Here is a 16483-nt window from a genome sequence, read left to right on the forward strand (position 1 = left end):
GGAACGGGCCCCGCACGGGCGGCGGAGCGCGCAACGGCGCCTCACAGTGTAGCCGATGGCCGGCCCCGCGCCGAACCCTCCGGCGGCCGGTTCTCGGTTGTCCCGCTTCCGTCCTTCCGGCCCCGCTCGAAGCGGCCCGCGCTTGGTGGAGGCCGGGTCGGCAGGGGCAGGACGTTCGCGCCCCGCCCGCCGGTCCCGCGCCCGCCCGTCGAGGGCCCGTCGCCCCTCGTCCGCGCCCTCCTCGGCCGCCGCCCTCCTCAACCCCCGCGTGACCTCTCATGACGCCCGGGTGCCCCGAGCCGGCCGGCGCAGTTACCCTTGGATTCATGCGGACACAGCGTCAGGTGGTAAGTCATGCGTTGCGGCGTCGGGCGACGCTCGAGGCGATGCGGCGCCCCGATGCCGTCATGATGGAGTCCGATCCGTGCGACGCGGATCCACTCCTCATCCGCTCGGCCCTCCACCACGGCGTTCCGTCCGGCTCCGCCTGCCCGGTCTGCGCCGGCGGGCGCCTGAGCGTGCTGAACTACGTGTTCGGCGACCAGCTCGGACAGTTCTCGGGACGCATCAAGCAGCCCGCGGAGCTGGACGAGATGGAGACCCGGTTCGGCGAGTTCACCGTCCGGGAGGTCGAGGTCTGCCCCGACTGCGGATGGAACTTCATGCTCTCGTCCTACACACTGGGCGATGGCCACCGTCGCCGCCCGCCGCGGCACCAGCAGACAGTTGAGGACATCTATGGCTGACAACAGGAGCACCCCTCGTCGTCCGGTGAAGGCCGCCGGCAAGGGCGGCAAGAAGAGCAGGGGCGGCGGGAAGAAGCGCATCGCCGGCATCGCCGGGATGGTGCTGGCCGGCATCATCGTCCTCGCGCTCATCGTGTCGGGCATCTTCTACCTCTCCGTCGACCTGCCCGAGCCCAACGAGGACTACACGACGCAGACGACGAGCATCTACTACCGCGACGGCACGACGAAGCTCGGCGAGCTGTCGGTGCAGAACCGCACCGAGGTCGACTACTCGACCATGGCCGAGCCCATGAAGAACGCGATCATCGCCGCCGAGGACCGCACCTTCTGGACCAACCACGGCATCTCGCCGAAGGGCATGTTCCGCTCCCTGTGGGCCATCGCCCGCGGCGAGGAGCTGCAGAGCGGCTCGACGATCACCCAGCAGTACATCAAGATCCGCTACCTCACGAGCGCCCAGACGATGAGTCGCAAGCTCAAGGAGCTGGCGCTCGCGGTGAAGATCAACAGGACGGTCTCCAAGGAGGAGATCCTCTCCGGCTACCTCAACACCGTCTACTTCGGCCGCGGCGCCTACGGCATCGAGAAGGCCGCCGAGACCTGGTTCAACACGGACGCGGCCAGCCTCGACGTGGCCCAGTCGGCCATGCTCGCCTCGCTCGTCAACAGCCCCTCGGCGCTCGACCCGTCCAACGGCGACGAGGCCTCGTCCGCCCTGCTCGAGCGCTACCAGTACGTGCTCGACGGCATGCTCGAGGCCGGCAACATCAGCCAGGCCGACCACGACGCCGCCTACGGCTCCCTGCCCGAGACGGCGCCCGTCTCCGAGGACGACACCTACAGCGGCCCCAACGGCTTCCTCATGACGATGGTGCAGAACGAGCTGCTCGACGCCGGCCTCACCGACGAGCAGATCTCCGGCGGCGGCCTGAAGATCGTCACGACCTTCGACTCGTCCATGCAGGACTCGGCGGTCAGGACCGCGCAGGACTACACGAAGCGCGCCGTCGCCAACGCCAGGACCGACGGCCTGTCCGAGTCCGATCTGCACATCGGCATCGCCTCGGTGGCGGTCGGCACGGGCGAGGTCTACGCCCTCTACGGCGGCTCCGACTACCTGTCCTCCCAGATCAACTGGGCCACCACCGCACGCCCGTCGGCGTCCACCTTCAAGGCCTGGGCGCTGCTCGCCGGCCTCAACCAGGGCTTCGGCCTGGGCACGACCCTCAACGGCAGCACCTTCACGCCGACCGGCGACTCGGTCGTCGTGCACAACGACTCCAACGTCAACTACGGCAACGTCACCCTGCTCAAGGCCACCTCGTACTCGATGAACACGGCCTTCACCGACCTCGTGACGACCATGGACAACGGCCCGCAGTCGGTCGTCGGCATGGCCAACGCGGCCGGCGTCCCCACCGGCGACGGCTGGGACATCAACAACCGCATCGCGCTGGGCACCGCCCAGGTGAGCCCGCTGTCGAACGCCACCGGCTTCGCGACGATCGCCAACGACGGCAAGGTCAACTCCACGCACGTCGTGCAGAGCGTCACCGATGCGAGCGGCGCGACGCTCCACAGCGGCGACACGGCGTCCTCCCAGGCGATCGACGAGAACGTCGCGCGGAACGCCCAGACCGCCCTCAAGTCCGTTGTCACGAGCGGCACCGGCACGACGGCCGGCCAGCTGGGCCGCGAGGTCATCGCCAAGACCGGCACCAAGGACGACGGCGACGCCGAGACGATCTCGGCCTGGTTCGTCGGCGCGACGAGGCAGGTCTCGACGGCGGTCATGTTCGTCGCCGGCGACGGCAACGCCGACCTCAACCCCTACTCGCCGTACGGCTCCTTCAGCTCGGCCCTCTACCCGGCCAACACCTGGGAGGACTACATGGAGGCCGCCACCGCGGGCATGGACTACAAGTCCTTCCCCGCGCTCAACAACATCGGCGCGAGCTCGGGCAACAACGCCACCTACGCCCCGACGAGCAGCCAGAGCTCCTACCCGACGAGCAACCAGAGCTACTCCTACCCGACGAGCAACCAGAGCTACTCCTACCCGACGTTCTATCCGACCGAGGAGCCGGCCGCCACCCAGGAGCAGCAGGGCAACGGCGGCACCGGTGAGGGCGGCGGGGACGACGACAACAACGCCCCCGGCGGCAATGATCCCGCCCCCGGCATCGGCGGTGTCCCCAGCCCCAATCACACCTGAGCCGCGCCGGTGACGCGCGCAGGCCCGCCGCTGCGTCCCGGGCCGGCGGTCCATGGCGCCGATCGGCCGCTCCAGCGCCGCCCGAGCGCCGCGGGACGGGCCGCTCGGGCGGCGGCAGGCCGTACTGACGGCGGGGAAGTGGGCATCGCCCGCCCCCGCCACCGGCGACTGGCAGGATGGACGCCATGAACGGAGCGGCACGTCTGACGGAGCGCATCGGCGGCCCGGTGGGGGCCCATGCGCGCCCCTGGGGGCTCTGGTTCAACCCCCTGCCCTGGTCGATCCTCGTCGCCGGGCTGTCCTGGGTCGTCCTCATGCTGCGCCAGGTCCCCTGCCAGCAGCACGTCTACGGCACGACGGTCAACACGTACGCCCGCCTGTGCTACTCCGACATCCCCCTCCTCTACCAGGGCAACGGCGTCGCCACGGGCGCCGGGCTCTACTCCGAGGCCGGCCTCACCCATCCGCCACTGGTCGGCGCCCTCGTCGCGGTCTGCCGCTGGCTCACCGGGCTGTTCGGCGCCGACGTCGGCGCCTCGGCCACCGGCCAGGAGCAGCTCGACGCCTCCTACCTGTTCTTCGTCCTCACCGCCGTCGTCCTGTTCGTCTCCTTCCTGGCGGTCGTCGTCGTCCAGGCCGAGCTGGGCGCCGGCTCGGCCAGCTGGGCCACCCAGGGCGTCGCGACGCGCAGCTTCGACGCGCTGCTCGTCGCGGCCGCGCCCGTCGTCATGGCCTCCGGCCTCATCAACTGGGACATGCTCGCGGTCGCGCTCGTCGGCCTCGGGGTCCTCGCCTGGGCCCGGTGCCGCCCCCTGGTCGCCGGCGTCGCGCTCGGTGCGGCCTTCTCGACGAAGTTCTTCCCCGTCCTCGTCCTCGTCGCCCTGGCCCTCGTGTGCCGGCGCGGCGCCCGCATGGGCGCCTGGCGCGCCTGTCTCGGCGGTTTCGCCGCGGCCTGGGCGCTCATCAACGCGCCGCTGCTCCTCACCGACCCGCACGGCTGGTCGTTGTACTGGTCGAGCAGCATCGGCCGCGGCGCCGACCTCGGCTCGCTGTGGTACGTCTTCGAGCTCATGGGGCTGCGGGTGCCCGGCGTCAACGCGGTGTGCCTCCTGCTCATGGCGGCCGCCCTGTGCGCCATCGCCCTCCTCGTGCGCCGGGCGCCGCGCCGCCCCCGCACCGCGCAGGTGATCCTGCTCGTGCTCATCGCCTTCGCCGTGTGCACCAAGGCCTACGCCCCGCAGTGCGCCCTGTGGCTGCTGCCCTTCGTCGTCATGGCCCGGCCGAGGGTCTTCGACTGGGCCGTGTGGAACATCGCCGAACTGGTCTACTTCTTCGCGGTCTGGGGCTTCCTCGACGGCGTGCTGGGCCCCGGCACCGGCGCCGACGCCCTCTACTGGGGCGCGACGCTCCTGCGCATCGGCGTCCAGCTGTGGCTGGCCGCCCAGGTCTGCCACGACGTGCTCAACCCCTGGGACGACCCGGTGCGGGTCGGCCACGTCGACGACCTCACCGGCGGCGTTCTCGACCACGCCGTCGACGCGGTGCCCCCGCCGGTCCCGCAGGCCCCGCCCGTCCCGCCGACGCCCCTCCCCGCGGCCGGGCACGACGGGTGCCCGCGGTGAGCGCTCCGCGCACCGCGGGCACCGGCGGCACCCTCACCCTCGGCGCCCGCGCGGCGGGCGCCGCGCGCAGCCGCACCGGAGGCGCCACGCGTGTCGTCGTCATGGTCTGGGCCTGCACCCGCGCCCTGCTCGCCGCGGTGCTGCTGCACACCGTCCGTGCCAACGGCACGACGGCGGCGCGGGCCCTCGGCAACTGGGACGTCCAGCACTACCTGGCCATCGCGGTCGACGGCTACGCCGACCAGCTGAGCATGGCCTTCTTCCCGGGCGTCCCGCTCGTCATGCGCGCCCTCGCGCAGCTCGGCCTGCCCGCCGTCGAGGCGACCGCCGCCGTGTGCGCGCTCGCCTCCCTCGTTGCGGCCCTCGCCATGGACCGTCTCGGCGGTCAGTGGGCGGCCATCGCCTGGCTGCTCGCGCCGATGGCCGTCTTCACCGTCGTCGGCTACTCGGAGGCCCTCTTCTGCGCCTTCGGCCTGTGGGCCTGGGTGCTCGCCCGCCGCGGCCGCTGGTGGTGGGCGTCCCTGGCCGCCGCGTTCGCCTGCACCACCCGCATCTCCGGCGTCTTCCTCGTCGGCGGCCTCATCCTGCTCGCCCTGACCGGCGGCGAGCCCACCGCCCCGGGCGCCGCGCCCTGCACGCGGACGACCGGGCCGCGCGACCGGCTGCGGCACGCCGCCATCGCCGCGCTGCCGCTGCTCGTCGTCGTCGCCTTCTTCGCCCACCTGCACGACATCACCGGCGCCTGGGACGCCTGGTTCACCGCCCAGCGGGCCGGCTGGGACCGCAGCTGGACGAACCCCTGGCAGAGCTTCCAGAACACCCTCTTCGCCGTCGACCCGGCGGCCTGGCCCGAGGAGCCGACGCGCGCCTGGATCTTCCGCTTCGAGATCGCCTCGGTCGTCATCGGACTGGTCACCGTGCTCGTCGCCCTCGCCCGCCGGGCCTGGGCGCAGGCAGGCTACGTCCTCGTCCAGCTCCTCGCCCTGACGACCGCCACCTGGTTCATGTCCGTCAACCGCGGCGACCTGCTGTGGTTCCCGCTGTTCATCGGCATCGGCCGGCTCGTCGCCCACCGTCCGGACTCGAAGGGGGCCGATCTGCTGCGCTCGGTCGTGCTGCTGCTCGTCGTCCTGGCCGATCTGGTGCTCATGGCCTGGTGGGCGCGCCTGTTCTTCCTCGGTCACTGGGCCAGTTAGGGCCGCCTCCCGGTCGTGGCCGGTCGTAGAGTGTGGCTGGACCGTGCTGAGTGCACCCGACGAGAGGAGCCCGTGATGTCCGGCTGGAGCGACGACACGATCTGGTGGGCCGTCTACCCGCTCGGCTTCCTCGGCGCCTCCACCCGGCCCGCCGACGGGCGGCGTCCTCTGGAGCACCGCCTGCCCGCGCTGGAGGGATGGCTCGACTACCTGCTGTCGATCGGCTGCAACGGCCTGGCCCTCGGTCCGATCTTCGAGTCGGTCTCGCACGGCTACGACACCCTCGACCACTTCCGCGTCGACCCGCGCCTGGGCGACGAGGACGACCTGGCGCACCTCGTGGCGGCCTGCCACGAGCGCGGCATCCGCGTGGCCCTCGACGGCGTCTTCAACCATGTGAGCGCCGCCCACCCGGCCCTGCTCGCGGCCCTGTCCGGCGGCCCCGGCTCCCCGACCGCCGACATGTTCCACATCGACTGGTCGACGAACCCGCCGACGCGCCTCAATTTCGAGGGCAGCGACGACCTCGTCCGGCTCAACCACGACAGCCCGGCGGTGCGCGAGCTCGTGACGCGGGTCATGAACCACTGGCTCGAGTTCGGCGTCGACGCCTGGCGGCTGGACGCCGCCTACGCCGTGCCGCCGTCCTTCTGGGCGCCGGTGCTCGCCGAGGTACGGGCCTCCCACCCGCGGGCCTTCGTCTGGGGGGAGGTCATCCACGGCGACTACGCGCGGATCGTCGCCGACTCGACGATGGACTCGCTCACCGAGTACGAGCTGTGGAAGGCCATCTGGAGCAGTCTGGCCGCGGAGAACTTCTACGAACTCGACTGGACCCTCGCGCGGCACAACGGCTTCGTCGAGGACTTCGTCCCGATGACCTTCCTCGGCAACCACGACACCACCCGCATCGCCAGCCGGGTGGGGGACGCGAAGGCCGTCCTGGCGGCCGTCGTGCTCCTCACCGTCGGCGGTATCCCGAGCATCTACTACGGTGACGAGCAGGGCTTCCACGGCGTCAAGTACGACCGCCCCTGGGGCGACGACGAGGTGCGTCCGGCCATGCCAGCCGGCCCGGGGGAGCTCTCGGGGCTCGGCGCCGGCATGCTGCGCCGTCACCAGCAGCTCATCTCGATCAGACGTCGCAACCCCTGGCTGGTGCGCGCCCGCACCACCGTCACGCAGCTCGCGAACGACCACCTCGTCTACGAGGCGTACGACCCCGCCGACGCGGCGCGCCGCCTCTACGTGTCGCTGAGCGTGGGCGCGCGCGCCAAGGCCCACGTCGCCGACGCGGCGGGCGGGCTCTTCGCGTTCGAGGGCTGATGCGCCGGTTCCTCCTGCCGCACGGCAGGGCCGCCCGCCCGCGGGGGCTCGGGGCGGTGACGTGGTGCGCGGGCAGCGCCGTTGATGCCCGCGCACCAGGATCGCGGCGGGGCCGCCGCGACGGTCGTCCGCGGCGGCCCCGGGTTCAGACGACCAGCTGGCCGCCCTCGGGCGTGATCGTCTCGGCGTCGATGTCGTCGAACCACTGACCGTTCGCGCCGAGGTAGCGGAAGTGGATGCGGGTTCCGACGGGCACGGTGACCATCGCCGTGGCGCTGCCGTCGGGGCGCACCTTGAGCGGGTTGCGCAGGGGCTGCCAGTCGTTGAAGGAGCCGACGACGCTCACCGGCATGGCCGGGTGGTCCGCCGGCAGGGAGAAGATGACGGCGACGGTGCCCTCCGACACCGGTTCCTTGCGGATCATGGAGAACCTCCGCGTTGGGGCGCCCCCGACTCCGGTACAGGACCGTGCCTCCGGACGAGTCGGGGCTGAACGGTCCGGCAGGCCTTCTGCCCACAGACTAAGGGCGCGCCGCGGATTAATCGAGGCGTCCCACCAGGGGAGAGGGCCCGCGGGCCAGGTCGCCGCGGCCCCTGCGCCGGGCCCCGGCAACCCGTGTCTGAACCCGCCCGCACCCTGCTTCGTTCAGGCGTCGGTCCCGAGCAGTCCCGCGGCCCCCTCGAGTCGATCGTCCACCATGCCGATCGCCTGCATCATCGCGTACACCGTGGTGGGGCCGACGAAGACGAAGCCGGCGGCGCGCAGCGCCGCGGCCAGCGCGGCGGACTCGGGCGTGCGGGTCGGGATCTCCGCCGTGCTCACCGGGCGCGGCCGGGCGGGCGGGCGGAACGACCAGACGAGACCCGGCAGTCCGCCGTGCTCGCGCAGGCCCCTCGTCGCGTGGGCGTTCGTGACGGCGGCCCCGATCTTGCGCCGGTTGCGCACGATGCCCTCGTCGCCCAGGAGCCGGTCGACGTCCGCGGAGCCGTAGGCGGCGACCCGGTCGACGTCGAAGTCGTCGAAGGCCCGGCGGAAGGCCGGGCGCTTGCGCAGGATCGTCGCCCAGCTCAGGCCGGACTGGAAGCCCTCCAGACACAGGCGCTCGAACAGCCCCCGCTCGTCGGTGACCGGGGCGCCCCACTCGTGGTCGTAGTAGTCGCGCAGCAGCGGATCGTGGGCCGCCCAGCGCGGGCGGGCGCGCCCGTCCGCGCCGATGACCAACTCGTCGCCGGCCATGGCTCAGCCCCCGAGGACGGGGCCCCGGGCGGACTCGTCGAGGTGGCGCCGCTCGAGGGCCAGAAGCCAGCGCTTCATCTCGGCGCCACCCCGGTAGTTCCCCACGCCGCCGCCCAGCGGCAGCACCCGGTGGCACGGCACGATGATCGGGACCGGGTTGTGCGAGCAGGCGCCGCCGACCGCCCGGGCGGCGCCTGGAGGCGCCCCGGCCATGCGCGCCAGGCGGCCGTAGGTGGCGGTCCGGCCGTAGCCGATCCGGAGCATCGCCCGCTGCACCCGCTCGCGGAACGGGGTCGACAGGCGCAGGTCGACGGGCACGTCGAAGGTCTCGCGCGCCCCGTCGAAGTACTCGTGCAGCTCGTCGACCGCCTCGCCGACGCGCGACGCGGACCGGATCGGGGCCGACCCGGTCGTCGTGGCGAGGGAGCCGAGCACCGCGTCGACGTCCTCGGTGCGCAGGCCGATGCGCGCGACGCCGAGCTTCGAGACGACGAGGAGGAGCCGCCCGATGGGCGAGTTGACCGTGTCCCAGTGCAGGGGGCCCCATTCCCCGCGCTCCTCGTGACGGTCGGCGCCCGGGCCGGCCCCGGCCGGCGATGCGGTACCGCTCATGGCTGCCTCCTGAGGTATCGGCCGAAGTGGGGCACGGTGAATGCGATCTTGCCGCGTTCGCCGGAGTAGATGAGGCCCTTCTTCATGAGGGCGTCGCGGGCCGGCGACAGCGACTGCGGCTTGCGCCCCAGCCGGGCGGCCACCTCGGAGCTGGACACCTCGGCGTCGTCGGTGGACAGCTCGGCCATCGTCCGCAGGTAGTCGCGCTCGGCGGGGGTCGCCCGCTCGAAGCGGCTGCCGAAGAAACCGACCGCCAGCTCGCCCTCGGCCTCGGGGGTGCCCACCCGCACGTCGTCGGCGCTGATCGGGCTCGACGCGGCGACGTCCCAGACGGCCTTGCCGTAGGCCTGGATGAAGTACGGGTAGCCGCCGGTCGCCTCGTACATGGCGGCGAGGGCGTCGGGGCCCCAGTCGGCGTCCTCGTCCTGCGCGGGCACCTGAAGGGCCTTGTCGGCCTCGGCGCGGTCGAGACGGTCGATGTTCTGGTAGCTGAACAGGCGCTCGGAGTAGCTCTTGGACGCCGACAGCAGCGCCGGCAGGTGCGGCAGGCCGGCGCCGATGACGATGAGCGGCAGGCGCTGCTGGCTGATCTCGTGGCAGGCGGCGCACAACGCGGAGACGTCGGCCGGACCGAGGTCCTGCATCTCGTCGATGAAGACCCCGATGCCCACGCCCATGTCGGCCGCCAGGCCGCCGAGGTCGGTGAACAGCTCGACCAGGTCGATCTCGATGTCGCCGGAGTCGGCGCGGCCCTTCACCGCGGGGACGCGGATGCCGGGGTTCCAGCGTTCGGCGAGCTTGGCGCCCGGCTTGGCGTCGCGCTCGATGAAGGCGCGGATCTCGCCGAGGATCTGGTCGGTGTCGGGGTGGCCGAGCTCGCGGACGGCCATGTGCAGGGCCGCGCCGAGGGGCCGGCGCAGCGTCTGGTCGGGGCGGGACTCGAGCTTGCCGGTGCCCCAGCGGGCCCGCACCGCCTGGCCGCGCAGGGCGTTGAGCAGGACGGTCTTGCCGACGCCGCGCAGGCCCGTGAGGATGAGTGAGCGCTCGGGGCGGCTGCGGGCCACCCGCTCCAGCACCACGTCGAAGTGGGCGAGCTGTTCGCCGCGTCCGGCGAGCTCGGGGGGACGCTGGCCCGCGCCGGGCGCGTACGGATTGCGGATGGGGTCCATGGAACCACGCTATGACACCGTCTAGCCGTGTCTAGCCCCCGCGCCGGGGGCCTCGTGCGCCGGAGGGGCGTCGCGCGGACGACGTCTAGTCCCCGTGCCGGTAGTCCCCGTGCCGGGGGACGGGGCGGTGCGCGGGCTCTCGCATCGGGCCCATGCGCGTCGAGACGAGCGCGCTCGCGAGCAGGAGGGCCACGCCGAGGGCGAACGCCGGGGCGCGCCCGAGGGCGTCCGAGACGGCGCCCGCCGCGAGCGGCCCGATGATCGCGCCGGCGTCGTTGCACATCGAGAAGACGGCCACGGCGCTGCCGCCCTCGACGCCGCCGGTGGCGTCCCCGACGCTGGCCGCAGGGGCCGTGCTCATGGCCGCCGCGCCCACCGCGTAGACGCACATGGCCGCGACGACCCGGCCGATCGAGCCGCTGAGGGGCACGCTCATGTGGGAGACCGCCATGACGAGCGCCCCCGCGAGCATCGCCGGCCGTCGCCCCACGGTGTCGACGAAGCGCCCCACCGGGATGATCGCGGCGGTCTGCACGACGGCGGCGACCGCGAAGACGGTGCCCGTCCAAGTGGCGCTCAGCCCGAGGCCGGCCGTGATGACCAGCGGGATCAGCGCATTGCGCACGCCGGTGGAGTTCCAGCCCTGCGCGAAGTTGGCGACGAGGGCCGCCCGGTAGCGGCTGTCGCGGAGCACCCGGCGCATGGGGACGCCGTCCGCCCCGCCGCCCGCGGCGGCGCGGACGGCGTCCCGGGGCAGCAGGGACAGTCCGAGGACGGCGGCGACGAGCAGGGTGAGCGCGTAGAACTCGAAGGGGGCCTGGAGGCTGATGCGGGCCAGCAGGCCGCCGACGGCCGGCCCCGCCATGCTCCCGATGAGGAAGCCGCTCTGGTAGAAGCCGGTCGCCCGCCCGCGCATGCGCTCGGGGACCACCGCCAGCAGCACGGTCATCGCGGCGACGGTGAACAGCGCCGAGCCGACGCCGCCGACCGCCCGCCAGCCGAGCAGCCACCAGTAGCTCCGGGCGACGCCCATGAGGGCGCTCGAGAGGGACACGAGCAGGAGCCCGGCGCCGAGGGTCGCGCGCGCCCCGATCCGCCCCATCACCCGGTTGCTGAACGGGCTCGTCGCCAGGCGCACCGCGGCGAACGCTGAGACGACGACGCCGATCATGAGATCGTTGGCCCGGAAGCTCCCGGCGAACAGTGGCAGCACCGGGACGATGACGCCGAAGCCGAGACCGACGAACAGGGCGATGACGCCGAGGACGACGACGCCTCCGGGCATTCGCCCCCGCCTCCCGATCACCGCACCAATCTACGTCGCCCGTCCGAGGGGCCCGGGCTCCTCCGGGGCGAGCCCCGGGAGCCCGCCGCGGCGCCGGTTGCACGGACCGCCCGCGCGGGGGCCGGGGGCCACTTCGTCGTGAGGGCCGGCCCGGGTGCGCCAGTCGACGGCACGGCCCGCCCGCACGGGACGGAGGAGCCGCCGGGACTCCCCCCGATCCCCTCCTCCCGGTCGCGCGGATCGGGTCGGGGCCCGTCGGTCCGCCCTAGAATCCCACCATGGCCTGGTTCGGCAGGAGGAAGGACGGCGCCGGCGCCGCTCGGCACGAGATCGGCGTCACGGCGGCGCTGCACGCGATGGCGTCCGGGGCGGTGGTCATTGATGTGCGCACCCGGCGCGAGTACGAGCACGGTCACGTGCCCGGCGCCCGGCTGGTCGACCCGCGGGCCCTGCCCGCGAGCCCGGTCGACGCCATCTGGGGCGATGACCCGTTGGCCGAGACCGACCGGCCGATCATCGTCGTGAGCTCCACGGGCTCCCGCGCGCACCACGCGGCGCGCGTCCTGAGGCAGGGCGGTTTCGAGGCCTCGGTCCTCGCAGGCGGGCTCGTCACCTGGGCGCAGGGCGGCCAGGTCCTCGTCCCCGGCCCTCCCCGCTGAGTCCTCCCCGGCCGTCCACCCGCCCGGGCGCGGTCCGCCGGGCGGGCCGTCCTCCCCGCAGGCCCCTGCTCGCTCCATTCCCCGTCCACCCGCCCGGGACGGGGGAGCGAAGGCGGGCCGGAGGAGGGTCCCGCAGGTGTGGCCGGGGGAGGGTCCGCCGGGCGGGCCGGTCCGGCCGCCCCGGCCTAGACCGGCATGGTGAGGTGGGCGACGGCCTCCTCGTCGGTCCGCTCGGTCTCGGCGGCGGCGATCTGGGCGACGCGCCGGGCGTAGGCCTGCTTCTCGGCCCGCGCGGCGTCGTCGTCCCACCCCAGGAGCGGGGCGATCACCTCGAGCACCTCGTCGGCCGCGCCCAGACCGCGGTCGCGCTGCTCGAGGTCGAGGCGGACGCGGCGCAGCAGGACGTCGTCGAGGTGCGCGGCGCCCTCGTGGGTGACGGCCCAGGCGACCTCGACGCGCAGATAGGCGTCGGCCGCGGCGAGCGGGACGCCCAGACCGGGATCGGCGTCGATGGCGGCGAGCAGCTCGGGCGTCTCGTCCCCGTAGCGGTCGAGCAGGTGCATGACGCGGGCCAGCGTCCAGCCGCGCTCGCGGGCGATGTCGCCGGCGCGGGCCGCGAGCTCGTGGTAGCCGGGCGCGCCGATGAGCGGAAGATCCTGCGTGACGCACGGGTGCGTGTGCGCCAAGGCCTGGCCGAGGGCGAAGTCGACGGCGTCGGCGGCCATGACCCGGTAGGTCGTGAGCTTGCCGCCGGCGATCGAGGTGAGGCCCGGCACGACGCGGCTGACCGTGTGCTCGCGGGAGATCTTGGCCGAGGAGGCCTCGGAGCCCGGTTTGAGCCGGGGCTGCAGCAGCGGGCGCAGGCCCGCGTAGACGCCGATGATGTCCTCGCGGCTGATCGGCTCGGCGAGCACCTCGTTGGCGTGGTCGAGCACGTAGTCGATGTCGGCCGCCGTGGCGACCGGCTTGGAGACGTCGCCCGTCCACGGGGTGTCGGTGGTGCCGATGACCCAGTAGCGGGGCCATGGGATGATGAACAGCACCGACTTCTCGGTGCGCAGGAAGATGCCGGTCTCGGCGTCGATGGCCTCCCGCGGCAGGACGAGGTGGATGCCCTTCGAGGCGAGCACCTCGAGGCCGCCGTGCGGCGTGGCGAGATTCTGCGTGCGCTCGGTCCACACGCCGGTGGCGTTGATCGTCCGGGCGGCGCGGACGGCGTGCTCGGCGCCGGTGGCGAGGTCGACGACCCGGGCGCCGACGACATGGCCGCGGTCGTCCTCGAGGTAACCCGTGACCCTGGTGCGGCTCGCCGCCGCGGCGCCGTACGAGACGGCCGTGCGGACCAGGTCGATGACCAGGCGCGCGTCGTCGACGCGGGCGTCGTAGAAGCGGATGGCGCCGGCCAGGCGGCTGGTGTCGAGGGCGGGGGCCAGGGCCGCGGTGCCCTTGCGGGTCAGGTGGTGCTGGAGCGGGACGGTCCGGCGCCCGTGGGAGCCGGCGAGGGCCAGCGCGTCGTACATGCCGACGCCGATCGCCGAGTAGGCGCGTTCGTACTCGTGCTTGAGGGGCCACAGGAAGGGCTGGGCCTTGACGAGGTGCGGCGCGGTGCGGGTGAGCAGTCGGCCTCGTTCGGTGAGCGCCTCGTGCACGAGGGCGAGGTCGAGCTGGTAGAGGTAGCGCAGGCCGCCGTGGACGAGCTTGGACGACCAGCTCGAGGTGCCGCTGGCCCAGTCGCCCATCTCGACGATGCCGGTGCGCAGGCCGCGCGCCGCGGCGTCCAGGGCGATGCCGGCGCCCGTCACCCCGCCGCCGACGACGAGGACGTCGAGGCCCTCCGGCGCGCTCAGCTCCTCGAGGGCTCGGGCGCGCCGGTCGGCGGTCAGTGCCGAGTTGCGACGTGATGCATCCATGACATGCTCCTTCGGGGTGCTCCGGGTTGTGCTGACGGGGCCGATCCTCGATCCGCCCGCGGCCGGGCACAACGGTCACGCACGAAAGTGCATGGTGAGGCTCACCTGAGGAGAAGAAGGACAGCCCGCGCCCCCGGCAGGCCCTGGGGCCGCCGTTCCGCGCCGCCCTCGCCGCCGCAGTCCGGCCGGGCCGTCCCCGCGCGGAACCGGGGTGCTGGCCGTAGATCTCGAGGGCCGCGGTGAGGGGCCGTTCCCGCGCATGCGGAAACCGGGCGCGGCCGCGTCACCTTCCGCATCGACGCGAGCCCGCCGTTCCCGCGCATGCGGAACCGGGCGGGGACTGCGAGGCGGCCGCGGGAGTGGTCAACCGGGTCGTCGTCGCGTAGACTCGGCCACTGGTTGTGCGCACCCGCACCCGGCCGAGCATGCGCCCTCCTGCCATGGGACCCGCCCATGGCCGTCGAGACCGAAGGAGGTGGAGTTCGCAATGCGCACGTACGAGATCATGGCCATCATCAGCCCGGATGTCGATGAGCGACAGCTGCAGCCCATCGTTGACAAGTACGGCAAGCGTCTGGTCGCCGAAGGCGCCACCGTCGACAGCGTCGACGTCTGGGGTCGCCGTCATCTGGCCTACCCGATCAACAAGAAGACCGAGGGCTACTACGTGGTCTGCACCGTGACCGCCGAGCCCGCGGCCGTCGCCGAGGTCGACCGTCTCATGTCGATCGACGAGCAGGTTCTTCGCACCAAGGTTCTGCGCACCGACGCCTGATCGGGGTCCGTTCAGGGTCCGGGGCGGAAGAGAATGTCGGTGCCGCCGCACACCCTGGAGGTGTCGGGGCGCCGGGCCCGCACGCGCACCGTCCAGGCGGCGCCCCCAGCCGGGCGGCGCGGACGACGAGGACAGCAGACAGCCAGGACTGCACAGCAGGACGACAAGGACAGAGAGAAGGCACATCATGGCAGGCGAGACCCCCATCACGGTGATCGGCAATCTCACCGCCGATCCCGAGCTGCGCTTCACCCCTTCGGGCGCCGCGGTCGCCAACTTCACGGTGGCGTCCACGCCGCGCACCTTCGACCGCCAGACCAACGAGTGGCGCGACGGCGAGGCGATGTTCCTCAACTGCTCCGTGTGGCGCCAGGCCGCCGAGAACGCGGCCGAGTCGCTGACCAAGGGCATGCGCGTCATCGTGAACGGCAGGCTGCGCGCCCGCAGCTACGACGACCGCGAGGGCAATCGCCGCACGGTCTTCGAGATCCAGGTCGACGAGGTCGGCCCCTCGCTGCGCTACGCCACGGCCCGTGTGACCCGCACCCCGTCGGGCGGCGGTGGCGGCGGCGCCTGGCAGAACAACGGCGCCGGGGCGCAGTCCTCGTACGGTGCCGCCCAGCCCGGCTACCAGCAGCAGCCCGCCCCCGGCGGCTCGCAGCAGAACCATCAGGCACCCCAAGGCGGCGGCCAGGCCCAGCAGGTCAACGACCCGTGGGCCAACGCCCAGAGCGACGAACCGCCGTTCTGATCGTCGTCCCGGCCCGCCGCGAGGCGCACGCCATCCCGCATCACATCCACAAGGCACATTCCGGTGGTGGAACACCGGGCTCAGGGGCCGCCGACGGGCGGACCCGCACGATCGAAGGAGCACCACGATGGCCGGTCCACAGCGCAAGTCTGTGAACAAGAAGAAGGTCGCCCCCATCAGGACGACCCACGTCGCCAACATCGACTACAAGGACACCGCCACGCTGCGCAAGTTCATCTCCGAGCGCGGCAAGATCCGCGCCCGCCGCGTGACCGGCCTGTCCGTCCAGGACCAGCGCAAGGTCGCCATCGCGATCAAGAACGCGCGCGAGATGGCCTTGCTGCCCTACACCTCGAACAGCCGCTGAGAAGGGGGTCGACCGACATGAAGCTCATCCTCACCACCGCTGTTCCGCATCTCGGCGTCGCCGGTGACGTCGTCGAGGTCAAGGACGGCTACGGCCGCAACTACCTGCTGCCCCAGGGCTGCGCGATCGTCCACAATCGGGGCGCCGCCAAGCAGATCGAGGGCATTCAGCGCGCCCGCAACGCGCGCACCATCCGCGACAACGAGCACGCCCTCCGGCTGCGGGAGCAGCTCGAGGCCTTGACCGTCCAGGTGCCCGCCAATGTCGCGTCCTCGGGCAAGCTGTTCGGCGCCGTCACCGGCTCCGACATCGCCGTCGCCGTGAAGAAGGCCGGCGGCCCGGCCCTCGACAAGCGCACGATCAAGCCGCTGAAGCCGATCAAGCGCCTCGGCAACCACGCCGTCCAGATCCGTCTCACCGACGCCGTGAAGTTCCGCCTCACCATCGAGGTCGTCCCCGCGGCCTGAGGAGCCGACGTGCGGGCGCGCCCGTCCGTGCCCGATCAACGACCCAGCCGGGTCCTCTGCGGCCGCACCCTGGAGGGTGCGGCCGCAGTCGTGCACGGCGGACCGCGGAGGATCCCCCGATGCCGGTGCCCGCGGGCCCCCAT

The 16483-nt window shown here is 72.9% G+C and carries 16 protein-coding genes; 10 read left to right on the forward strand and 6 right to left on the reverse strand.

Translation table 11 applies throughout. From position 1 onward, the window contains the following. Positions 1–326 precede the first annotated feature (326 nt). The 5 genes from EGX94_RS07130 to EGX94_RS07150 all read left to right on the forward strand — a co-directional run bounded on the left by EGX94_RS07130 (position 327) and on the right by EGX94_RS07150 (position 7108). Positions 327–746, forward strand: a complete 420-nt coding sequence (locus EGX94_RS07130; protein WP_028706290.1) for a DUF5318 family protein — start codon at positions 327–329, stop codon at positions 744–746. Further along, positions 739–2964, forward strand: a complete 2226-nt coding sequence (locus tag EGX94_RS07135) for a transglycosylase domain-containing protein (RefSeq protein ID WP_021798422.1) — start codon at positions 739–741, stop codon at positions 2962–2964. Before EGX94_RS07130 ends, EGX94_RS07135 begins: the two co-directional genes overlap by 8 nt. Before the next feature lie 185 nt (positions 2965–3149). After that, complete coding sequence (locus EGX94_RS07140; RefSeq protein WP_021796350.1) at positions 3150–4586, forward strand: glycosyltransferase 87 family protein; 1437 nt, start codon at positions 3150–3152, stop codon at positions 4584–4586. Next, the gene (locus tag EGX94_RS07145; protein ID WP_123826109.1) at positions 4583–5782 is read left to right on the forward strand and encodes a mannosyltransferase family protein; all 1200 of its coding nucleotides are present in this window, start codon (positions 4583–4585) and stop codon (positions 5780–5782) included. Before EGX94_RS07140 ends, EGX94_RS07145 begins: the two co-directional genes overlap by 4 nt. A gap of 75 nt (positions 5783–5857) precedes the next feature. Beyond that, positions 5858–7108 (forward strand): alpha-amylase family protein, encoded by a 1251-nt coding sequence (locus EGX94_RS07150; protein ID WP_021796094.1) that lies wholly within the window; start codon positions 5858–5860, stop codon positions 7106–7108. Positions 7109–7253: 145 nt separating this feature from the next. On the opposite strand, the gene EGX94_RS07155 is transcribed toward EGX94_RS07150, so the two are convergent. The 5 genes from EGX94_RS07155 to EGX94_RS07175 form a co-directional block, all read right to left on the reverse strand. Continuing rightward, the gene (locus EGX94_RS07155; protein ID WP_021796090.1) at positions 7254–7532 is read right to left on the reverse strand and encodes an isoamylase early set domain-containing protein; all 279 of its coding nucleotides are present in this window, start codon (positions 7530–7532) and stop codon (positions 7254–7256) included. Between the two features lie 222 nt (positions 7533–7754). After that, the gene (locus EGX94_RS07160) at positions 7755–8345 is read right to left on the reverse strand and encodes a DNA-3-methyladenine glycosylase I (RefSeq protein WP_021796087.1); all 591 of its coding nucleotides are present in this window, start codon (positions 8343–8345) and stop codon (positions 7755–7757) included. A gap of 3 nt (positions 8346–8348) precedes the next feature. Continuing rightward, positions 8349–8957, reverse strand: coding sequence for a methylated-DNA--[protein]-cysteine S-methyltransferase (locus EGX94_RS07165; RefSeq protein WP_021796088.1), 609 nt, complete (start codon positions 8955–8957; stop codon positions 8349–8351). Further along, positions 8954–10126 carry an AAA family ATPase gene (locus EGX94_RS07170; RefSeq protein WP_021796082.1) on the reverse strand — a complete coding sequence of 391 codons (1173 nt, stop codon included), beginning with the start codon at positions 10124–10126 and terminating at the stop codon, positions 8954–8956. Before EGX94_RS07170 ends, EGX94_RS07165 begins: the two co-directional genes overlap by 4 nt. A gap of 85 nt (positions 10127–10211) precedes the next feature. After that, on the reverse strand, positions 10212–11411 hold the full coding sequence (locus tag EGX94_RS07175) for an MFS transporter (RefSeq protein ID WP_081707253.1): 1200 nt from the start codon (positions 11409–11411) through the stop codon (positions 10212–10214). A gap of 278 nt (positions 11412–11689) precedes the next feature. Between EGX94_RS07175 and EGX94_RS07180 the strand changes: the two genes are divergently transcribed. Then, a complete protein-coding gene (locus tag EGX94_RS07180; RefSeq protein WP_021796093.1) occupies positions 11690–12070 on the forward strand; it encodes a rhodanese-like domain-containing protein in 381 nt (126 codons plus the stop codon). 185 nt (positions 12071–12255) lie between these two features. On the opposite strand, the gene EGX94_RS07185 is transcribed toward EGX94_RS07180, so the two are convergent. Then, a complete protein-coding gene (locus EGX94_RS07185) occupies positions 12256–13980 on the reverse strand; it encodes a glycerol-3-phosphate dehydrogenase/oxidase (RefSeq protein ID WP_021796089.1) in 1725 nt (574 codons plus the stop codon). 487 nt (positions 13981–14467) lie between these two features. Here EGX94_RS07185 and rpsF point away from each other — a divergent pair, with 487 nt between their 5' ends. The 4 genes from rpsF (at position 14468) to rplI (ending at position 16340) form a co-directional block, all read left to right on the forward strand. Further along, positions 14468–14755, forward strand: coding sequence for a 30S ribosomal protein S6 (gene rpsF, locus EGX94_RS07190; protein ID WP_021796097.1), 288 nt, complete (start codon positions 14468–14470; stop codon positions 14753–14755). Between the two features lie 187 nt (positions 14756–14942). Next, positions 14943–15506 (forward strand): single-stranded DNA-binding protein, encoded by a 564-nt coding sequence (locus EGX94_RS07195; protein ID WP_021796091.1) that lies wholly within the window; start codon positions 14943–14945, stop codon positions 15504–15506. A gap of 127 nt (positions 15507–15633) precedes the next feature. Beyond that, a complete protein-coding gene (rpsR, locus tag EGX94_RS07200; protein ID WP_021796083.1) occupies positions 15634–15873 on the forward strand; it encodes a 30S ribosomal protein S18 in 240 nt (79 codons plus the stop codon). 17 nt (positions 15874–15890) lie between these two features. Further along, positions 15891–16340 (forward strand): 50S ribosomal protein L9, encoded by a 450-nt coding sequence (gene rplI, locus EGX94_RS07205; RefSeq protein ID WP_021796084.1) that lies wholly within the window; start codon positions 15891–15893, stop codon positions 16338–16340. Positions 16341–16483 lie beyond the last annotated feature (143 nt).

This window comes from Propionibacterium acidifaciens (genome assembly GCF_003798325.1).
Classification (GTDB): Bacteria; Actinomycetota; Actinomycetes; order Propionibacteriales; family Propionibacteriaceae; genus Propionibacterium; species Propionibacterium acidifaciens.

Excerpts from the sequence above, each read along its gene's own strand:
- EGX94_RS07130 (WP_028706290.1), top strand. The coding sequence starts at position 327 with ATGCGGACACAGCGTCAGGTGGTAAGTCATGCGTTGCGGCGTCGGGCG.
- EGX94_RS07135 (WP_021798422.1), top strand. The coding sequence starts at position 739 with ATGGCTGACAACAGGAGCACCCCTCGTCGTCCGGTGAAGGCCGCCGGC.
- EGX94_RS07140 (WP_021796350.1), top strand. The coding sequence starts at position 3,150 with ATGAACGGAGCGGCACGTCTGACGGAGCGCATCGGCGGCCCGGTGGGG.
- EGX94_RS07150 (WP_021796094.1), top strand. The coding sequence starts at position 5,858 with ATGTCCGGCTGGAGCGACGACACGATCTGGTGGGCCGTCTACCCGCTC.
- EGX94_RS07155 (WP_021796090.1), bottom strand. The coding sequence starts at position 7,532 with ATGATCCGCAAGGAACCGGTGTCGGAGGGCACCGTCGCCGTCATCTTC.
- EGX94_RS07160 (WP_021796087.1), bottom strand. The coding sequence starts at position 8,345 with ATGGCCGGCGACGAGTTGGTCATCGGCGCGGACGGGCGCGCCCGCCCG.
- EGX94_RS07165 (WP_021796088.1), bottom strand. The coding sequence starts at position 8,957 with ATGAGCGGTACCGCATCGCCGGCCGGGGCCGGCCCGGGCGCCGACCGT.
- EGX94_RS07170 (WP_021796082.1), bottom strand. The coding sequence starts at position 10,126 with ATGGACCCCATCCGCAATCCGTACGCGCCCGGCGCGGGCCAGCGTCCC.
- EGX94_RS07175 (WP_081707253.1), bottom strand. The coding sequence starts at position 11,411 with ATGCCCGGAGGCGTCGTCGTCCTCGGCGTCATCGCCCTGTTCGTCGGT.
- EGX94_RS07180 (WP_021796093.1), top strand. The coding sequence starts at position 11,690 with ATGGCCTGGTTCGGCAGGAGGAAGGACGGCGCCGGCGCCGCTCGGCAC.
- EGX94_RS07185 (WP_021796089.1), bottom strand. The coding sequence starts at position 13,980 with ATGGATGCATCACGTCGCAACTCGGCACTGACCGCCGACCGGCGCGCC.
- rpsF (WP_021796097.1), top strand. The coding sequence starts at position 14,468 with ATGCGCACGTACGAGATCATGGCCATCATCAGCCCGGATGTCGATGAG.
- EGX94_RS07195 (WP_021796091.1), top strand. The coding sequence starts at position 14,943 with ATGGCAGGCGAGACCCCCATCACGGTGATCGGCAATCTCACCGCCGAT.
- rpsR (WP_021796083.1), top strand. The coding sequence starts at position 15,634 with ATGGCCGGTCCACAGCGCAAGTCTGTGAACAAGAAGAAGGTCGCCCCC.
- rplI (WP_021796084.1), top strand. The coding sequence starts at position 15,891 with ATGAAGCTCATCCTCACCACCGCTGTTCCGCATCTCGGCGTCGCCGGT.